This window comes from Actinomyces sp., assembly GCF_030530635.1.
Lineage (GTDB): Bacteria > Actinomycetota > Actinomycetes > Actinomycetales > Actinomycetaceae > Actinomyces.
In genome coordinates this window covers 1-18,347 of record NZ_JAUMUL010000069.1, presented here as the reverse complement: position 1 = coordinate 18,347, position 18,347 = coordinate 1, and the positions used below count along the sequence as shown (strand labels likewise).

Here is an 18,347-nt window from a genome sequence, read left to right as displayed (position 1 = left end):
CTCAAGGAGGTGCGCACCCGCGGCGACATCATCCTGTTCATCGACGAGATCCACACCCTCGTCGGGGCGGGCGCCGCCGAGGGCGCCGTCGACGCCGCGAGCATCCTCAAGCCGATGCTCGCCCGCGGCGAGCTGCAGACCATTGGCGCCACCACCCTGGAGGAGTACCGCAAGATCGAGAAGGACGCCGCCCTGGAGCGGCGCTTCCAGCCGGTCACCGTCGAGCAGCCCTCCATTGATGAGACCATCGACATCCTCGGCGGACTGCGCGACCGCTACGAGGCCTTCCACCACGTGGTGATCACCGATGAGGCGATCGAGGCGGCCGCCAAGCTGGCCGACCGCTACATCAATGACCGCTTCCTGCCGGACAAGGCCATCGACCTGATTGATGAGGCGGGCGCGCGACTGCGTATCCGCCGCATGACCGCTCCGCCGGAGCTGCGGGAGATCGACGAGCGGATCGCGGCCGTCAAGAAGGAGAAGGAGTCGGCCATCGACGATCAGGACTTCGAGCGGGCGGCCTCCCTGCGCGACGACGAGCGTCGCCTGGGCGAGGAGCGCGTCGCCAAGGAGAAGGCCTGGAAGTCCGGCGACCTCGACCAGGTGGCCGAGGTGGACGAGAACCTGGTGGCCGAGGTGCTGGCCATGTCCACCGGCATTCCGGTGGTCAAGCTGACCGAGACGGAGTCCGCCAAGCTGCTGGGCATGGAGAACGAGCTGCACAGGCGCATCGTCGGGCAGGACAAGGCCATTGAGGCGCTGTCCAAGACGATCCGCCGCACACGTGCCGGTCTGAAGGACCCCAAGCGCCCCGGCGGCTCATTCATCTTCGCCGGCCCCACCGGCGTGGGCAAGACCGAGCTGGCCAAAGCCCTGGCGGAGTTCCTCTTCGACGACGAGGACGCCCTGATCCAGCTCGACATGTCCGAGTTCGCCGAGAAGCACACCGTCTCACGACTGTTCGGCGCACCCCCCGGCTACGTCGGCTACGACGAGGGCGGCCAACTCACCGAGAAGGTGCGTCGGCGTCCCTTCAGCGTGGTGCTGTTCGACGAGGTTGAGAAGGCCCACCCGGACATCTTCAACTCGTTGCTGCAGATCCTGGAGGACGGTCACCTCACCGACGCCCAGGGCCGCGTGGTCGACTTCAAGAACACCGTCATCATCATGACCACCAACCTCGGCTCCAAGGACATCGGCAAGTCCGTGGCCACGGGCTTCCAGTCCACCGAGGGCGGGACCATGGACTACGAGGAGATGAAGGCGCACGTCAATCGCGAGCTCAAGCAGCAGTTCCGGCCCGAGTTCCTCAACCGCGTGGACGAGCTGATCGTCTTCCCGCAGCTGACCAAGGCGGAGGTACGCCAGATAGTCGACCTGATGATCAACCGCCTGTCCGCGCGGCTGGCCGAGCAGGAGATGAGCATCGAGTTGACCGACGCCGCCAAGGAGCTGCTCGCCGAGCGCGGCTTCGACCCGGTGCTCGGCGCCCGTCCGCTGCGCCGCGCCATCCAGCGCGACATTGAGGACGCCCTGAGCGAGAAGATCCTCTTCGGGGAGATCGAACGGGGTCAGAAGGTTCTGGTCGACGCCGAGGGCGAGGGTATCCTGGGTGAGTTCGTCTTCCGCGGCATGCCCCGGCAGGACGCCGAGGACGCGGTGCGCGAGGCGGAGGAGATCGCCTCCTCGGCCGCCGTCGGTCGCGCGCAGTGAAACGGACCGTGGGGCGCGGGCGCCGAGCCGTTCCGGCGCGGACGCTGCGCCCGGTAGTGGGCTCATCATGATGCCGTTGTGATCAACCATGAGGCGGGGCCGTCCCGATGGGGGCGGCCCCGCCTCCCGTCTTACCCGCACGGGTTGGTCCTGTTGTTTAAGTCGGGGTGGTGGTGCGCGGTTGGGTGTGTGCGTGCGCGGCCGTCGATCCCGCCGGTTGGACCCCTGTTCCCCCGTTGGACCGCTGTAGCCGCCGGTTACGGCGGTCCAACGGGGCGTGGGCGGTCCATTGCGCCCAGAATGCGGGAGCTGGAAAAGGTCGGAATCGGCCAGTAGCAACAAGAGTCGGCACCGCTGTGTGGAGGTGATAACGTCCTAGAATTACGGGTTCATAGGTGTTGGAACTGCGGATGTAAGCGCGGGTTGCTGTGGGTGTTACCTTCCACTCTGTGGCGAGCGGTTGGTCACTAAAGCGGCGCTGAGGGTGGATAACGGCTGTGTAATGTCAGTGGCAACGCTATGCTCGCATAGAAACTGAGACCTACGGTGCTGGCGTAATTTGTTGCCATCGCGTGGCCGCGGGCTCGGGTTTGCCGTGAAAAGCATGGTTCTCGTACCTATCTGAGCCAGAAGGGGCGCCGTACATGAACGCAACTAATGCGGTCCGCCGACGATCGCACGACCCGTCTCCGGGGCAGCCGCGCCGGTTCGGCAGAGCACATGAGTCCGGCTCCTCGGGCGGGACCCGTTGGGCCGTGGAGGCACTGCTGCTGTCCATGTCTCCGGCCATCCTCCTGTCCGCCGCCTACCCACTGGCCATGCCGCGCATGGCGGGGCACGACGTCGGCGGCGTACCCGTGTCGATGCTGATCGTCTCGGTCGCGGTGGCGGTCCCCTGGCTCAGTCAGATCACGGGCAATCCCGCCTACCGCCTGCTGGGTGAGGCGGCCCAGGAGGGGCCCGACGCCGTCGGGGCGCGATTCGTCCACTACTGGCCGGTCATGCTCGGCGCCTGCGCAGTGCCGGTGGCGGTCGTATCCGCGCTGGTGGCCGTCACCACCGGGTGGGGCGTGACGACGCTGGCGGCCCACTTCCTGCTCACCATGGAGAACATGGCGTTCGTCGAGTCGTTGATCGTCGCCGACATCGCCCGCAGGCGGCGGCACTGGGCCCTGGGATGGGCTGCCTACGCCGCCGCCGTGCTGATCGTCCCCACCGCCTGGTACCTGCCGCCGCTGCTGGGCACCCTGGTGCAGGCGGCTCCCCTGGGGCGCACGCTCAAGGGCCTGTTGCGGCCCTGGCCCATCCAGCCGGGGATCTACCTGCAAGACATGCTGCACGGTCTGGTCCTGGGTGGAGTGCTGTGGGCGGACAAGCTCCTGCTGTTCCTCACCCTCGGCGGCGACTGGGACATTCCGCTGGCCTACCTGTGTCTCCAGCCGGCCGTGCTGGCCTACTCCTTCTACTTCGCCGTCACCTCCCCGCACGTCAATGCGGCGGTGCGCCGCTTCCACGTCGACCTGACCGAGGTGCCGATCGGCGACATCCACGTGCGGGGCCAGCGCCTGCGCCGCCTCCTGGCGCGGGCGCTGAGGGACACGGTTGTCGTGGCCGTGGCGGCCGGCTGCTTCGCCCTCGTGATCGGACTGGTCTTCGTGCCCGGCAAGATCCTGGACGTCGCGGTGGTAGTCGTCGGCTCGATCCTGACTGCCGTGCTGACGCTGCTGGCCTACGAAATCGACCACGCGGGGCGGCGTACGGCGCCTGTGCTCCTGTCTGGAGCGCACCTGTTGGGCGCAATCGCCGCCTTCACCCTGGTGGGCGGGCTCGTCCCCTCCTTCGCCGTCACGGCTATGGCGGACACAGTCCTCGTCGTCCTGGGCGTGGCCATCTACCGGCGCGCCTGGGCGATGCCCGAGTACTCCTTCTTCTGGCGAAAGGCTCTGGCTTGGTAACCATCGACTCCCGCGTACCCGCGCTGCGCGCCGCCCTGAACGGCCTGCCAGCTCGACTGATCCCGTCGCCTGCGAGCCGTCCCCGCCCCCGGCACTCGGCGGCGGACCTGCGGCCCCGGTACGCCACAGCCGGGCGCGGGCCCCGGCACTCCGCGGCGCAAGTGCGCCACGCGGGCCCCCTGCCCGACGGCGTTCCGGCCGACGGCCGCTATGAGGACGTCGATGTTGCCATCGTCATGGAGTCCACCTACCCCTATTTGAAGGGAGGGGTCTCCGCCGTCGTGCACGACATCATCGTCGGCAACCCGGACCTGACCTTCGGCATCATCCACATCACCTGGGACTCCGACTCCCCGCACACCGACCTGTACGGCATGCCGGGCAATGTCCGGTGGGTGCGGCCGGTCTACCTGTCCATGCAGGAGCACCCCGAGTTCATGGCCGCCCGGCCGGAGGATCTGCACATGTCGGCCGGAGAGCGCAAGGCCCTGGCGCTGCGCCTGGTCCGGGCGCTGCACTCGCTCGGCAACGGCGACACAGCCCCGATGTGGTCGCTGATCGACGACGGCATGGCCGCCTCCACGCGCCGTTTCCCATTGTGGGCGCTGCTGGGCACCAGCGAGTTCCTGAGCGCCTACCGGGAGTCGCTCCCCACCCTGGGCATGTCCGTGACCGACCTGTTCTGGTGCCTGCGCGAGTTCTTCTCCCTCGCATACGCCGTGCTGCATGAGACCATGCCACGGGCCCGGGTCTATCACGCCCACACCACCGGATACGCCTGCCTGCTCGCGGCCAACGCGGCCCGGGAGCACGGCACGTCCTTCCTGCTGACCGAGCACAACCTGTACGTGCGCGACACCGTCAACACCCTGCTGGGGCGCCGCATGGACAAGCCGGTGAAGAAGGACCACTACCGCACCTTCGACGTCCCCGGCCGTGACCGCATGTGGATGGCCTGGTGGATCGAGTTGGGGCGCCTGTGCTACCCGCCGGCCTATGCGATCACCTACCTGTACCCGGATGCGGTGACCGAGGCCCTGGACCTGGGTACGGATGGCGCCAAGGCCCGCCTCATCCCCAACGGCATCGTCACCCAGGAGTTCGACGAGGTCTACCGCAGTCGACTCCGGAAGAACCAGCGACTGCGCAAGGAGGGGACGCATGCCCACATGTGGCGGCTGGTGTACATCGCGCGGGTCGTCCCCATCAAAGGCCTGCTGGACCTGCTCGACGCCATCCGGATCCTCAAGGACCGGGGCGCGAACATCCACCTGGACGTGTGCGGCCCCACCGAGCACATGCCCGAGTACTACGAGCGCTGCGTGGCGCGCATAGCCGAGTTGGGGCTGGAGGAGGACGTGACCATTCGCGGAACGGTGCAGGTCCGCGAGCATCTGGGCGAATGGGACCTGTTCCTCCTGCCCTCCTACAACGAGGGGCTCCCCATCGTGTCTCTGGAGACCATGGCGGCCGGCATCCCCACGGTGAGTACTGATGTGGGCGCCGTGCGCTCCGTCGTCCAGGACGGCATCGTCGACTCGCAGGGGCATGAGTGGGGGCCGTCAGGATTCGTCATCGTCCCCGGGAAGCCGCGCCTGATGGCGGACCGGGTACAGGAGTTCATCGACGACGTCGACCTGTATGAACGCATGAGCCTTGCCGCCCGCGGGCGGGCCGAGGCCGCCTACAACCTGGTTGCCGTCAATTCCGCCTACCGCGACCTCTACTTCGAGGGGGGCGTGCCGGACCGGCGGGGCCGGGCGTACGCCCTGGCGGAGGAGGCCCGCGTCTCCTGGCCCGCGGTCAGGCCGGGGGCGTGAGCGCATGCGTACCGCCGGCGTCGGCGCTTGGATTCGTTACGGCGGCCCGCTGCGGGACGGCGAGGTCGAGTGGGCCGCGCGCCACTATCGCACGGCGGTGCTTCAGCCGTGGGAGACCGACGCCGCCCGCCGGCTGAAGGACGCGCGCCCGGACATGACGGTTCTGGCCTACCGCTGCCTGTCCTCGGTGCGCCTGTTCGAGCCCCCCGAACGCTGTGCCTCGGGAATCGGCTGGCAGCAGGCCCGCGAGCGCGGCTGGATCGCCCGGTGCGGGGGTGAGATGGTGGAGTGGGACACCTACCCGGGGCACTTCCAGGCGCGTGTGTGGGATCCCGCCTATCGGGAGGCCTGGACGGAGCGGGTCGCCTCCTCCCTGGAGGGCACCGCCTTCGACGGGGTGATGGCCGACAACGACGTCTTCGAGGACTACTACGGCGTCGACCTGTCCGCGATCGCCGCGACGGACCCGGACGCACCGGCCGATGCCGCCGGAATGCGGGCGGCGCTGGGCGCACTGGTGGAGCAGGCGGGAGGCGCCCTGGCTGCCTCCGGGCGCCTGCTGGTTCCCAATATTGCCGAGGCGCGGCGTGAGCCCGGACGTTGGAGGCGGCACGCCGCGTGGGGCGGCGGCTTCGACGAGTGCTGGCTGGGTTGGGGGGACGACGTCATGTTCGACGCCGCGACGGCGGCGGCGCAGGCGGAGCAGCTCGCCGGGCCGGGTCTGGGGCTGCTGCGGACGCCGTCGGGCGGGAGCGGCCCGGCTCATGACGGCTCCCGAAGGGGGATGTACGGATTGGCGGTCTTCTGGATCGTGGGCGCCGGCGCCCCGCAGCTGTCGTATGCGGCGACCGGTCACGACGACTATTCGCGCACCGCCTGGTTCCCGGCCATGGACGCGGACCTGGGCAGGCCGTTGGGGCCGGTGCGCAGGTCGGGCCGGGTGTGGCGGCGGCGCTTCGAGGGCGGTGTGGCGGCGGCCATCCTGGACGGGGAGGTCGGGGGCACCGTGACGCTGCCGACAGGGGCCGTGCGGCCGGGGCCGCAGGGACGGCCCGACGGCGATGCCCTGCCCCGCCGCCTGCGGCTGCGCCCCCACGAGGGCGTCATCGCCCTGACCCCCTGACCCCCAGACCCCGGCGTCCCGCCCCCGTCGGCGCGATCGGGAGGGGGTTCGTGCCGGGGGCGGGAGTTGTTACGTGCCGAGATCGGTATTCGCCGGGGCTTGGAACTGCGCCTGGCCGCGGTTGGGGGAGGGGTAACGGGACGAGGGTCCCTAGCAACCGGAACGGCCGCGCAATTGTCCGTACAAATATCGGTGTTTCGGTGACACGGCGTCAGAAGGTGGCGTTAGGACTGAAGTCACATTAGAGTGTGCGCTGTCAACGCGCGCGGGCGCACAGTCAACTAGAATCAGAAAGAGGCGATGATGCCCAAATACGTATACCGCTTCAGTGAGGGAGACAAGGACCAGAAGGACCTCCTGGGCGGTAAAGGGGCCAACCTCGCCGAGATGACCCGACTCGGCCTGCCGGTGCCGCCCGGCTTCACCATCACCACCGACGCGTGCCGCGCCTACCTGCGCGACGGCGTCGTCCCCGACGAACTCGCCGTACAGGTGACCACTGCCCTGCGGCAGGTGGAGGAGGAGCTCGGCCGCCGGCTGGGTGCCGCCGAGGACCCGCTGCTGGTCTCCGTGCGCTCCGGCGCCAAGTTCTCCATGCCCGGCATGATGGAGACCGTACTGAACATCGGCCTGAACGACGTCTCCGTCCAGGGCCTGGCCGCAGCCTCGGATGACGAGCGCTTCGCCTGGGACTCCTACCGCCGCCTGATCCAGATGTTCGGCAAGACCGTCCTCGACATCGACGGTGACCTGTTCTCCGACGCCCTGGACGCCAAGAAGACCCAGCGCGCCGTGAACCTCGACTACGAGTTGGACGTGGACGCGCTCAAGGAGTTGATCGAGGAGTACAAGGCTATCGTCGCCGAGCACGCCGGTATCGACTTCCCCCAGGACCCGCGCGCACAGCTGGATATGGCCACCGAGGCGGTCTTCCGCTCCTGGAACACCGAGCGCGCCCACATCTACCGGCGTCGGGAGAAGATCCCGCACGACCTGGGCACCGCCGTCAACGTGTGCACCATGGTGTTCGGCAACATGGGGGAGACCTCCGGCACCGGTGTGTGCTTCACCCGCGACCCCTCCACCGGACGCGGCGGCGTTTACGGGGACTACCTGGTCAACGCCCAGGGTGAGGATGTGGTGGCCGGTATCCGCAATACCCTGTCCCTGGCGGACCTGGAGCGCCTGGACAGGGCCAGCTATGACGAGCTGCGCGCCGCCATGCGTCGCCTGGAGACCCACTACCGGGACCTGTGCGACATCGAGTTCACCATTGAGCGCGGCAAGTTGTGGCTGCTGCAGACCCGCGTGGGTAAGCGCACCGCGGCGGCCGCCTTCCGCGTGGCCACGCAGCTGGTGGACGAGAAGCTCATCACCATGGACGAGGCCCTCACCCGCGTCACCGGGGACCAGCTCAACCAGCTGATGTTCCCGCAGTTCGGGGACGACTCCGGCCGGGATCTGATCACCCGCGCCATGCCCGCCTCCCCGGGGGCCGCCGTCGGCCACATCGCCTTCGACAACGCCGAGGCCGTCGCCCGCGCCGAAGCCGGCGAATCGGTCATCCTGGTGCGCCGCGAGACCAACCCCGACGACCTGCCCGGCATGGTTGCCGCCGTCGGCGTGCTGACCGCCCGCGGCGGCAAGACCTCCCACGCCGCTGTGGTGGCCCGCGGTATGGGCAAGACCTGCGTGTGCGGTGCCGAGGCCCTGGAGGTGGATGCCGTCTCCCGCACCGTGCGGGTGGCCGGCCGGGAGACTCCGCTGACCAGCGACGACGTCATCGCCATCGACGGCACCACCGGCGAGGTGTTCTTGGGAGAGGTCGCCGTGGTCGACTCCCCGGTGATGACCTACCTGCGTCGCGGCCTGGAGGCGGCCCTCGATGCCGCCGGCGACGTCGACTCCCGCGAGCTGGTCACCAGCGTGGACCGCATCATGCGGCAGGCGGACAAGGTGCGCCGACTGCGGGTGCGCGCCAACGCCGACACCCCCGACGACGCCCGCCACGCCATTCACCGGGGCGCCGAGGGTGTGGGTCTGTGCCGCACCGAGCACATGTTCCTCGGGGAGCGCAAGCAGTACGTGCAGAACCTCATCCTCGCCGCCGACGACGGCGAACGCGAGGCCGCCCTGGCGGCTCTGCTGCCGCTGCAGAAGGGCGACTTCGTGCAGATGCTTCAGACGATGGACGGCAAGCCGATGACGGTGCGCCTGATCGACCCGCCGCTGCATGAGTTCCTGCCCGACCTGACCGAACTCAGCGTCAAGGTTGCGGTCGCGCGCGAGCAGGGGACCCTGGACCCGGCCGACGAGGCGCTGCTGGCGGTGGTGCGGCGCAACCATGAGGCCAACCCCATGCTCGGCCTGCGGGGCGTGCGGCTGCTGCTGACCCTGCCCGGACTGATCGAACTGCAGGTGCGCGCCATCGCCGAGGCCGCCGTCGAGCGGCTGAAGGCCGGCGGCGACCCCCGCCCGGAGGTGATGATCCCGTTGATCGGATCGGTGCGCGAGCTGCAGCTGGCCCGCGAACGCGCCGAGGCGGTGCTGGCCCAGGTCTCGGCCGAGTCCGGCTACAAGCTCGACTTCCCGATCGGCTGCATGATCGAGCTGCCGCGGGCGGCCGTCACCGCCGCGCACGTGGCCGAGGAGGCGGATTTCTTCTCCTTCGGCACCAACGACCTGACCCAGACCACCTGGGGATTCTCCCGCGACGATGTGGAATCCTCCTTCGTCGGCCGCTACATCCAGGCGGGTATCTTCGGGACTTCACCTTTTGAGTCGATCGACGTCGACGGTGTGGGTGGCATGGTGGAACTGGGCGTCGACGGCGGCCGGTCCACCAAGCCGGGCATGAAGATGGGCGTGTGCGGTGAGCACGGCGGCGACCCGGAGTCGATCGCCTTCTTCCACCGGGTGGGCCTGGACTACGTGTCCTGCTCGCCCTACCGCGTACCCGTGGCGCGCCTGGAGGCCGGTCGGGCGGCGGTGCTGGCGCCGGCTGAAGCGGAGTGACGACGACGTCGGCGGGCTGAACCGCGTCGGGCCGGCACCGTCCGGCCGGCGCCAGCCCGGCCGGCGTCGTCCGGCCGTCGGGCAGGTCGGCCACGAGCACCGCAGCCAGCGTCACGTTCGCGACGACGACACCGGGACCCACCGGCTCGACGAGACTCATCTCAGGTGCCCGCGAAAGTGGTTCGGTACCGTCGATGCGCCTTTGCCGTCAATGCGATAAGGCAGGTACGGCCATCCCCTGCCACCTTCTGGCAGGCTCTGCCAGAATCACGGCATGACCAGTGCTGAGAATCGCGGTGCCGTTCACGCGCACACGCCGAGGACCCCGGCCGCCCTGCGCGCACTGACCGACGCGCTGCGTGAGCGGATGGGGCGCGTCGTCGTCGGCAAGACCGAGGCGATCGACACCCTCCTGGCCACCTTCCTGGCCGGCGGGCACCTACTGATCGAGGACGTCCCCGGCGTCGCTAAGACCACCCTCGCCCTCGCGCTGGCCCGCTGCCTGGACCTGTCCTCCTCCCGCATCCAGTTCACCGCCGACCTGCTTCCCGCCGACGTCACCGGGGTGAGCGTCTACGACCAGGCCGCCCGCGAATTCCGCTTCCACCCCGGCCCGGTGTTCGCCGGCGTCGTGGTCGCGGATGAGATCAACCGGGCCACGCCGCGCACCCAGTCGGCCCTGCTGGAGGCCATGGGGGAGGGACAGGTCAGCGTGGAGGGCCGCTCCCTGGCCCTGCCCGACCCGTTCATCGTCGTCGCCACCCAGAACCCCCTGGAGATGGAGGGCACCTTCGCCCTGCCGGAGGCCCAGCGCGACCGCTTCATGACCCGCATGACCATGGGCTACCCAGACGCCGACGCCGAGGCCGCCATGTTGCTCGCCCGCGGCGCCGCCGACCCGCTGGCCGACCTGGCCCCCATCGCCTCCGAGCCGGACGCTCGCGCCGCGCGTGCCGCCGTCGCCGGCCTGCACCTGGCCCCCGCGGTCGCCGACTACATCGTGGCCCTGGTCTCCGCCACCCGCAGTGACGAGGCCATCGCCCTGGGGGCCAGCCCCCGCGCCGGCCTGCACCTGGCCGCCGTCGCCCGCGCCCGGGCCGCCATGGGCGGACGCGGCTTCGTCTCCCCCGACGACGTCGCCCGCGCCGGCGTCGACGTGCTCGCCCACCGGCTCATCCCGGCCGGGCACCACGCCTCGGCGGCCGACGCGCTGGCCGCCGCCACCCGCGCCCTGCGGCGCATCATCGCGGGCACGCCCGTACCGATGGGCGGCTGAACCCGTGCCGACGCATACGGGTCAAACGCGACCGCGGCCTCGCGGCCCCAACCGCCCCAACGGATCCGCTGCCGACCGCCGCCTGCGACGCCGCTCGATCCCCTGGGCGGCGCCCTCGACCGCCGGTGCCCAGGTGATCGTCCTGGCGCTGATGCTGACGGCGGGCGGCGGCTGGGCCGGACTGACGCTGCTTCGGAACCTGGGAATCCTCCTCGCCGCCGTGCCGCTCGCCTCCCTGCTGGCCGGCTGGCTGATCGCACTCACCGCCCGGCCGCGGCCGCAGCTGACCGACCCCGGTGACGTACACGTCGGTGAGAAGGCCGTCTGGCAGCTGGCCGTGACCGTCCGGCTGCCCCGCTGGGTGCCCCTGTGGGTGATCTGGCGCGTAGGCGACGCCCGGTTCACGATCCCGGTGGTGGCGGGCGGCTGTGCGATCTTCTGCACCCCGTCCCGGCGCGGCGTCCTTAGGGCCGCTGCCGAAACCCTGACCTGCTATGACCCCCTCGGACTCGCCCGCGTACGCATCCCCTTGCGCGTCAACGGCGACCTTCTGGTGCTGCCGCACCCACTGCCGCCGCCCCCGGAGGCTGCCGCCGTCACCGCTGCCGCGGCCCCTGACGCCGCCGCGGGCGCCCCGGGTCGGCGCGGTCGCGGCACCCCCGGTCTGGTCCAGTCAGGTGAACTGCGCGACTATCGGCCCGGTGACGCCCTGAGTTCCGTGCACTGGCGCCAGTCCGCCCGCGTGGACCGGCTTCTGGTCGTGGACCGGGAGCATGAGCGCCGGCGGCCGCTGCGCCTGCGGCTCGACGTGCGCGCCGACGCCTACGCGGCTGTGCCCCGGCAATCACCAAGTGCCGCGGCCGGTTTCGAGGAGGCGGTCAGTCGCGCGGCCGGGCTGATCGAGGCCTGGGCACGTGCCGGACACGACATCGAACTGCGCCTGGGTCCGGAACGCCACCGCACCGACGGTGCGCACTCCATCGCCCTGTTGCGTCGCCTCGCCACGGCGACGGCGACTGCGCCCCACACTGATACCGCCACCGTCGGTGCCCTCGCCGGCGGCGGGGACGCGCCCGCCGCCGACACTGCGTACGGACGCGCGGCCGACGCAATGCCGCAGCGCGACGCCGACGTCGTGATCACCGGCGCCGCCGCCGACCCGCCCGGACTGCCCGCACCCGGGGGCGTGGTGTTGACGGCGGACCCGGACTCCGCCGCCCCCGTACCACCGGCCGCCCCGGACCCGGGTGTGGCCGCCCCCGCCCCGACGGCCCCTGAGTCCGTCCCGGCCGCATCGGCGCCGGCTCCGCGGGCCGCGCCTTCCTCCCGGCCGGAGCTGCGCACCGCCCGCGGACAGCCGCTCGCGGCGGCGCTCATCGTGGTCGGCCTCTGGTACCTGGCCGTCACCGCGCTGACACCGCTGTTCACGCCCGCGCCCTGGGCGTCCCGCAGCCTGGCCGTGGCTGCCGCCACCATGCTGATCCCGGCCCTGGTGCGCACCGCCCTGCCCGAACGGGCCGGATTCGCCTGCACCCTGGGGCTGGTCGGCGGGACCGGGACGGTGTGGTGGTGCTCGCGCGGCACCGGCCAGGCGCAGGCCTGGCTCGCCGACCCCGTGACCCAGCTGCGCGCCTTCGGCACCATCCTGCGCAACGGCGTCGCCCCACTGGCAACCGGCGGTGCGCTCGGTTTCGCCCTGTGCCTGTTCACCCTCCTGCTGGCCTGGGCGTGCGCGCTCATGAGCGCGGGCGGCGGCGACCGCTGCGGTGCCACCGGGTTGGCCCCGGCCGCCGCCCTGCTGGCCCCCGGCATTGTGCTCGGCGTGCGTCCGGACGACGCCGTGGTGTTCGCCGCCGGAGCCGGGGTGCTCGCGCTCATCCTCACCGCGGCCCCGGTGCCGGTGCTGGGGACTGGGCGGGCCCGCAGGCGGGGCGGAGCGGCGCGGGCCGGACTGGGCCTGCTGGGACGCGCGTTCGGGAGCCTGGCAGGTGCCGCGGCGGTGACCGCCCTGGCGGTCGCCCTCACCGGCGTCGCCGTCTCCCGTCTCCCGGCGGCGCCGGCGCGGATGTGGAGCTGGAACGTGAGCGGTGCGGGCGGTGCGGACGTGACTGTGCCGGACACCACGCTCACCCTGGGGCAGGACCTGGTGCGCGGGTCGGCCGCAACCGCCTTCGAGTACTCCACCGAGGCCGTGCCGGAGGGAGCCTCCCTGCGTTTCACCCTCGCCGTCATCCGCGACCTTGACGGCGAGGTCTGGGAGCCCCTGGATGATCCCGGCCCCACGGGTGCCGACAGCCTGGTCGCCCCCACCGGCAGCGACACGCTGACCGCCGGGGCGGCGCTCGCGGCCGCCGGAGTGCAGGTCGCCGAGGTGCGTTCTGGCGACGCCGACCTGCCGCGGATTCACATAAGCATCCGGAATCTGGCCTCCTCGCGCCTGCCGCTGGCCCAGTCGACGGCCCTCGTCACGGCGGAGGACGGCGAGGACACCGCCGCGGGCCGAGCGGCGCTCGACCCCACGCAGTGGGCCTGGGTGAGCGGCACCTCCACGGTCATCGCCCGCGGCGCCGAGGCCACCGGTGGCAGCAGTTATACGGCGGTGGGATGGAATGCGGTCGCCGGCGTGGATGGAAGCCCGCAGATCTTCCCGCCCTATGCGGCCGCCGCCGCGGCCCCCGACTCCCTGGCCGCCTACACGGACACCCCGCCGGGTACCGACATGATCGCCGCCACCGCACGGGACGTGGTCGAGGCCGCGGGACTCGGCGGCGTCGACGCGGACCCGGCCGCCCGGGCCGCCGCATTGGCCGCCTGGTTCCACACCGGCGACTTCGTCTACGACGAGACCGCCCCGGGCAGTTTCGACGCGGACACGACTTCCACGCCGGTGGACACGGTCAACAGCTTCCTGATCGAGCGCCACGGATACTGCGTCCACTACGCCGCCGCCTTCACCCTTATGGCCCGCAGCCTCGATCTGCCCACCCGCATCGCCATCGGTTACGCCTCCCGCGGCGGGGAGTCCACGACGACCGTCTCCGGCCGGGAACTGCACGCCTGGCCCGAGGTCTGGTTCGACGGCGTCGGCTGGGTGGCCTTCGAACCGACTCCGGGCGGTGCCGGAGCGCGCGCCGATACCGGGCTGGACGCCCAGCCCGCGCCCACGGCGCAGGAGACCGGGGCGGGCGCGTCGGTGCCAGCCTCCCCGACACCCGCTGCCGAGGAGCCCGCCGGAGCGACGGCCACCCCCGGTGCCGGTGGGGCCGCCGTGGCCGACGGCCGATCGGGACACCACGCACTGTGGGCGGTGGGGGCGGTGACCATCGGGCTGCTGCTCGCCGGTCCGGCCCTGGCGCGGGCGTGGCGCCGACGCCGCCGCCTGGGGCGCATTCGCGACGGCTCCAAGCCCGCCGGAGCGGCCTGGGAGGAGCTGCGAGACACCGCCACCGACCTGGGCCTGTGGGGGCCGGCGGGCCGCGCTGACCGCGGGCCGCGGGCGCGCACACAGGAGGCACTCGCCGAATACCTGGCCGCCGTCCCCGGGCTGGATGCCGACGCCCGCCGCGCGCTGGCCCAGGTGGCCGACGCCGTGGTCGCCGAATCCTTCGCCGACCGGGTGGAGGGCGCCGGAGCGGATGACAGATCCCACCGGCGGCGTCTGGCCCGTCTGGTCCGCACGGGTTCTGCGGGCCTGGGGCGGACGACGTCCGCGTCCCGACGCCTGCGGGCCCGCCTTCTGCCCGCGAGCCTGTGGCGCCGTCCTCGCTAGCGGCACCAGCACTACGCCCCAAACACCCAAGACCCGCCTGCAGAACATGTGGCCCAGGTGGCGTGTGCAGAGGCCCACACGACTGCGATATTCGGCTCCGCGCATGAGAGGATGTGGCCGTTACATTGCGCGACCCGTCGGGGCGGTGAGCGCCGGATAGGAAGGCACCCAAGCATGGCGCTCTTTGATTTCAAGGATAATCGGCTCGAGCCCGCCGTCCTCGGAAGTCCTGCCGGCGATACTGAATACACCATCGTCAAGGCCGCGGTATGTCGACAGATCGCCGAGGTGCTGCAGCGCCCGCTGCTGGCCGTCTACTGGGATCAGATCGTCGGCGGTGACGCGCTGACGGCGCTCGACGCCGCGGGGCAGGTCGTCACCGTTGAGGTCGTCGACGCGCTTGACTCCACCGCCCTGGTCCTGGCCATGGCCCGCGCCACCAACACCGCCCGCACCGGCCGCGACCGGATCGCCTCCCGCTACCCCGGAGGCCGATCCGCATTCGAGAAGGACTGGTCCGACTTCCGCGGCAGCATGCCCGCGGGAGACGAGCCCGGGCCGCAGCTGACGATCGTGGCCGCAACGATCGCCGAAGACGTGCGCACCAGTGTCGGCATGATCACCGCCTCCGGAGTGGAGGTGCATGAACTGCGGGTCCGGTCCACACCCGAGGGCCGCTCCCTGGCATCGGTGGAGCGGTTGTACGCCGGCACGGTCGGTCAGGCCCCCGATTCCGAGCGTTTCGCCGCCTCCGCCAAGTCCGTGGCGTCCGCGGAGGACTTCCCGCGCCTGGCCGAGGTCACCGGGCCCACTCCCGTGGTCGCCCAGCCGCCCGGTCCGCGAACGGGGGCTCCGGCCGCCTCGGCGTCGTCCGGCCCCGCCAGTGGACACCGGCTGGATGGGGCGGTGCTGGGCGCCGAGCCCACGGTGCCCGCGGGGGAGGATTCGGCTCGGGCGCTGGTCGCACTCGCCCGCGTCCTGGACACCCCCGCCACACTGGTCTGGCTGCGCAGACGCCGCGGCATCGACCACCGAGCCACACTGGGCGCCGACGGCACCATCCGGCTTGCCGACGGCACCACCTACCGTGACCCGTCGGCGGCAGCCAATGCCGCGCAGCACACTCAGGACATCGACGGCTGGCGCGTGTGGCGCGTCGGCGTCGGCGGCCCGAGTCTGCGTGACCTGTTGAGCACCGTGGCCACTGCGGGCGGCGGGCGGCGCGCCTCCCGGCGGGCCGCCCGGCAGTGACCGGGCGTCGTCGCCCGTACCACGAGCCTCCCTGGGCCGGGGCGTGACCGTAGCCTCAGGTGAGTACGTAACCGCGCAACCAGCGGCGCAGCGCGGAGTAGACCTGTTCGCGCACCGGTGGGGCCGACAGCAGCAGGTCGTGTACGCCGCCCTCGAAGCGGGCCACCGTCACCAGGTGACCCAGGCCGATGGCCCGGCGGGCGGTCGCGTCGGCGTCCACCAAGGTGTCGGCGGAGCGCGCCTGTGGGGTCCAGGCAACGCTCAAATGGCTTCGGGCCGAACCCATTGACAACACCGGGCAGCGTACGTCCAGACCCGCGGCCACCCGTGTCTGCCCGGCCAGGATCGCCAGCAGCCAGCCCGGACGGATGGGTGCCATCGGCCGGATCCGCCAGCGCGGGTCCACGTTCCAGCCGGTGACGTAGGGATCATCCGCCCAATCCGGGTCGGGCAGTTCGCCGTCGCGCTGCGGATCCCACCCGTCGGTGAGGTGGTAAGCGGTCTCCGACGGAAAGGCGGGGATGGGGAGGGGGCGGCGCGGGTCGCGGCGGGCCAGGGTGCGCACCACCGGCTGCCCGACGAGTCGCACCGGCTCGGCGCCCTGTATCTCCAACCAGGCAGAGTTCAGCACCAGCGCGGAGATGGCGCCCGGGTGACGGTCGGCCCACAGGGAGGCGGTCAGGCCGCCGGCGGAGTGGCCGTACAGCACGGTGGGCGTGTCCCAGCCCTCGGCGGCGCGAATGGCCGCCAGGGCCAGGCCGATCTCCTCGTCATAGTCGGTCAGTGAGGTGACCCAGCCGAGCATCTGCCCCTCGCGCAGTGACCGCCCGTAGCGGCGCAGGTCCAGGGCGTAGAAGGCGCCGCCGATGCGGGAGATCTCGCGCGCGAAGTCCGCCTGGAAGAAGTAGTCGTTCCAGCCGTGCAGGTACAGGAAGGCGAAGCGGGATGTCGTGGGGGTGCCGGGCAGGGCGGCCGGGTCCAGGACCGGCACGTGGTGGACGAGGGTGGCGACGGCGTCGTCGTCCTCTCCGTCTGGCAGCAGCCGCAGGGTGCAGGCGCGGAAGCCGGCCCCGAGCACATCCGGCTCCCAGGCGTCGACGGGGAAGTCAGGGTCTCGGTCGCAGGGGGCTTCGGGGTCCCGGTCGGCGGGGGCGCTCATCGGCCGGGCTCGTCGTCGGCCAGGAAGCCGCGCAGGGCGGCGTCCATCTGGTCGGCCTCAATGAGGAAGCCGTCGTGCCCGTGGAGGGAGCGGATGGTGGCCCGGCGCGTGTCGGGGATGGCGGCGGTGAGTTCCTCGGCCTGTGCGTGCAGGAAGAGCCGGTCGGAGTCCACATCGACCACCAGCGTGCGGGCGGTCACTGTTCCCAGGGCGGCCGGGATGCCGCCGCGTCCGGCGCCGACGTCGTGAACCATCATGGAGTGGTTGACGATCAGGTAGGTGTTGGCGTCGAAGCGGGCCAGCAGCTTGCCGGAGTGGTGATCCAGGTAGGACTCGATCTGGTAGCGGCCGCCGACGGCCGGGTCCTCCTGGCCCTGATGGGCGCGGCCGAAGCGGGTGTCCAGTTCCCCGGCCGAGCGGTAGGTGGTGTGGGCGATGGCGCGGGCCAGGCCCAGTCCGCGCACGGGGCCGATGCGGTGGTTGTAGTAGTCGCCGTCGAAGAAGTAGGGGTCGCCGACGATGGCCAGCTCCTGCAGGTGGCACCAGGCGAGTTGGTCGGCGGTGGTGGAGGCGCCGGTGGCGACCAGCGCCAGGTTGCGCACGCGCTCGGGGTGCATGACGCCCCATTCCAGGGCGCGGTGGCCGCCGAGCGAGGCGCCGATCACCAGGTGGAAGGTGTCGATGCCGAGGGCGTCGGCCAGGCGCGACTCGGCGCGCACGGCGTCACGGGTGGTCAGCCAGGGGAAGCGTGAGCCCCAGGGGCGCCCATCCGGAGCGGTGGAGGAGGGGCCGGTGGAGCCCTGGCAGCCGCCGAGGATGTTCGCGGCCACCACGAAGTAGCGGTCGGTGTCGATGGCGCGGCCGGGGCCGACAAGCGTGTCCCACCAGCCGGCGGTGGGGTGGCCGGGCCCGGCCGCGCCGGTGACGTGGGAGTCTCCGGTCAGGGCGTGCAGCACCAGGATCGCGTTGTCACGTGCGGCCGTGAGCTCGCCCCAGGTCTCGAAGGCCAGATGCGTCTCGGGCAGGATCTCGCCGGAGTCCAGGGGCAGGTCGCCGATCTCCAGGAAATGGCGGTGGCCCGGGTCGTCGCCCGGCCGCCATGCGCCCGTCGGGGAGCCCGCCGAGCGGTCGACGAGCTTGAGGGTCGCCGTGCCGACGCCCGGTGCCTGCGAGAGGGGCGTAGTCATGACCGTTATGGTAGCCGGGGAGGAGGGCGTGGGCGAGGTGCGGCGGGTGCCGGAACTCGCCATGATTCGCCGCGAT

10 protein-coding genes are annotated in these 18,347 nt (G+C 71.5%); 8 read left to right on the top strand and 2 right to left on the bottom strand.

From position 1 onward, the window contains the following. The 8 genes from Q4A20_RS12995 to Q4A20_RS12960 form a co-directional block, all read left to right on the top strand. Positions 1-1,716: ATP-dependent Clp protease ATP-binding subunit (locus tag Q4A20_RS12995; RefSeq protein ID WP_303123570.1), on the top strand; the 1,716-nt coding region annotated here is incomplete at its 5' end. A gap of 644 nt (positions 1,717-2,360) precedes the next feature. Beyond that, on the top strand, positions 2,361-3,671 hold the full coding sequence (locus tag Q4A20_RS12990) for a hypothetical protein (protein ID WP_303123568.1): 1,311 nt from the start codon (positions 2,361-2,363) through the stop codon (positions 3,669-3,671). Next, positions 3,665-5,491, top strand: a complete 1,827-nt coding sequence (pelF, locus tag Q4A20_RS12985; protein WP_303123566.1) for a GT4 family glycosyltransferase PelF — start codon at positions 3,665-3,667, stop codon at positions 5,489-5,491. Before Q4A20_RS12990 ends, pelF begins: the two co-directional genes overlap by 7 nt. Before the next feature lie 4 nt (positions 5,492-5,495). Continuing rightward, positions 5,496-6,614: a putative glycoside hydrolase gene (locus tag Q4A20_RS12980; protein WP_303123565.1), complete on the top strand. Its 1,119-nt coding sequence runs from the start codon at positions 5,496-5,498 to the stop codon at positions 6,612-6,614. Positions 6,615-6,917: 303 nt separating this feature from the next. After that, complete coding sequence (gene ppdK, locus Q4A20_RS12975) at positions 6,918-9,629, top strand: pyruvate, phosphate dikinase (protein ID WP_303123571.1); 2,712 nt, start codon at positions 6,918-6,920, stop codon at positions 9,627-9,629. 274 nt (positions 9,630-9,903) lie between these two features. Continuing rightward, positions 9,904-10,905: a MoxR family ATPase gene (locus tag Q4A20_RS12970; protein ID WP_303123563.1), complete on the top strand. Its 1,002-nt coding sequence runs from the start codon at positions 9,904-9,906 to the stop codon at positions 10,903-10,905. Positions 10,906-10,909: 4 nt separating this feature from the next. Further along, positions 10,910-14,674, top strand: coding sequence for a transglutaminaseTgpA domain-containing protein (locus Q4A20_RS12965; RefSeq protein WP_303123561.1), 3,765 nt, complete (start codon positions 10,910-10,912; stop codon positions 14,672-14,674). Between the two features lie 174 nt (positions 14,675-14,848). Beyond that, positions 14,849-15,925, top strand: coding sequence for a hypothetical protein (locus tag Q4A20_RS12960; protein WP_303123559.1), 1,077 nt, complete (start codon positions 14,849-14,851; stop codon positions 15,923-15,925). A 55-nt stretch (positions 15,926-15,980) separates the two neighbouring features. Here Q4A20_RS12960 and Q4A20_RS12955 read toward each other — a convergent pair whose 3' ends face one another. Both Q4A20_RS12955 and Q4A20_RS12950 read right to left on the bottom strand, forming a co-directional pair. After that, positions 15,981-17,084: an alpha/beta hydrolase gene (locus Q4A20_RS12955; protein WP_303123557.1), complete on the bottom strand. Its 1,104-nt coding sequence runs from the start codon at positions 17,082-17,084 to the stop codon at positions 15,981-15,983. Beyond that, entirely contained in the window at positions 17,081-18,271 is a 1,191-nt protein-coding gene (locus Q4A20_RS12950; protein WP_303123556.1) for a homoserine O-acetyltransferase, read from the bottom strand. Before Q4A20_RS12950 ends, Q4A20_RS12955 begins: the two co-directional genes overlap by 4 nt. Positions 18,272-18,347: the final 76 nt, after the last annotated feature.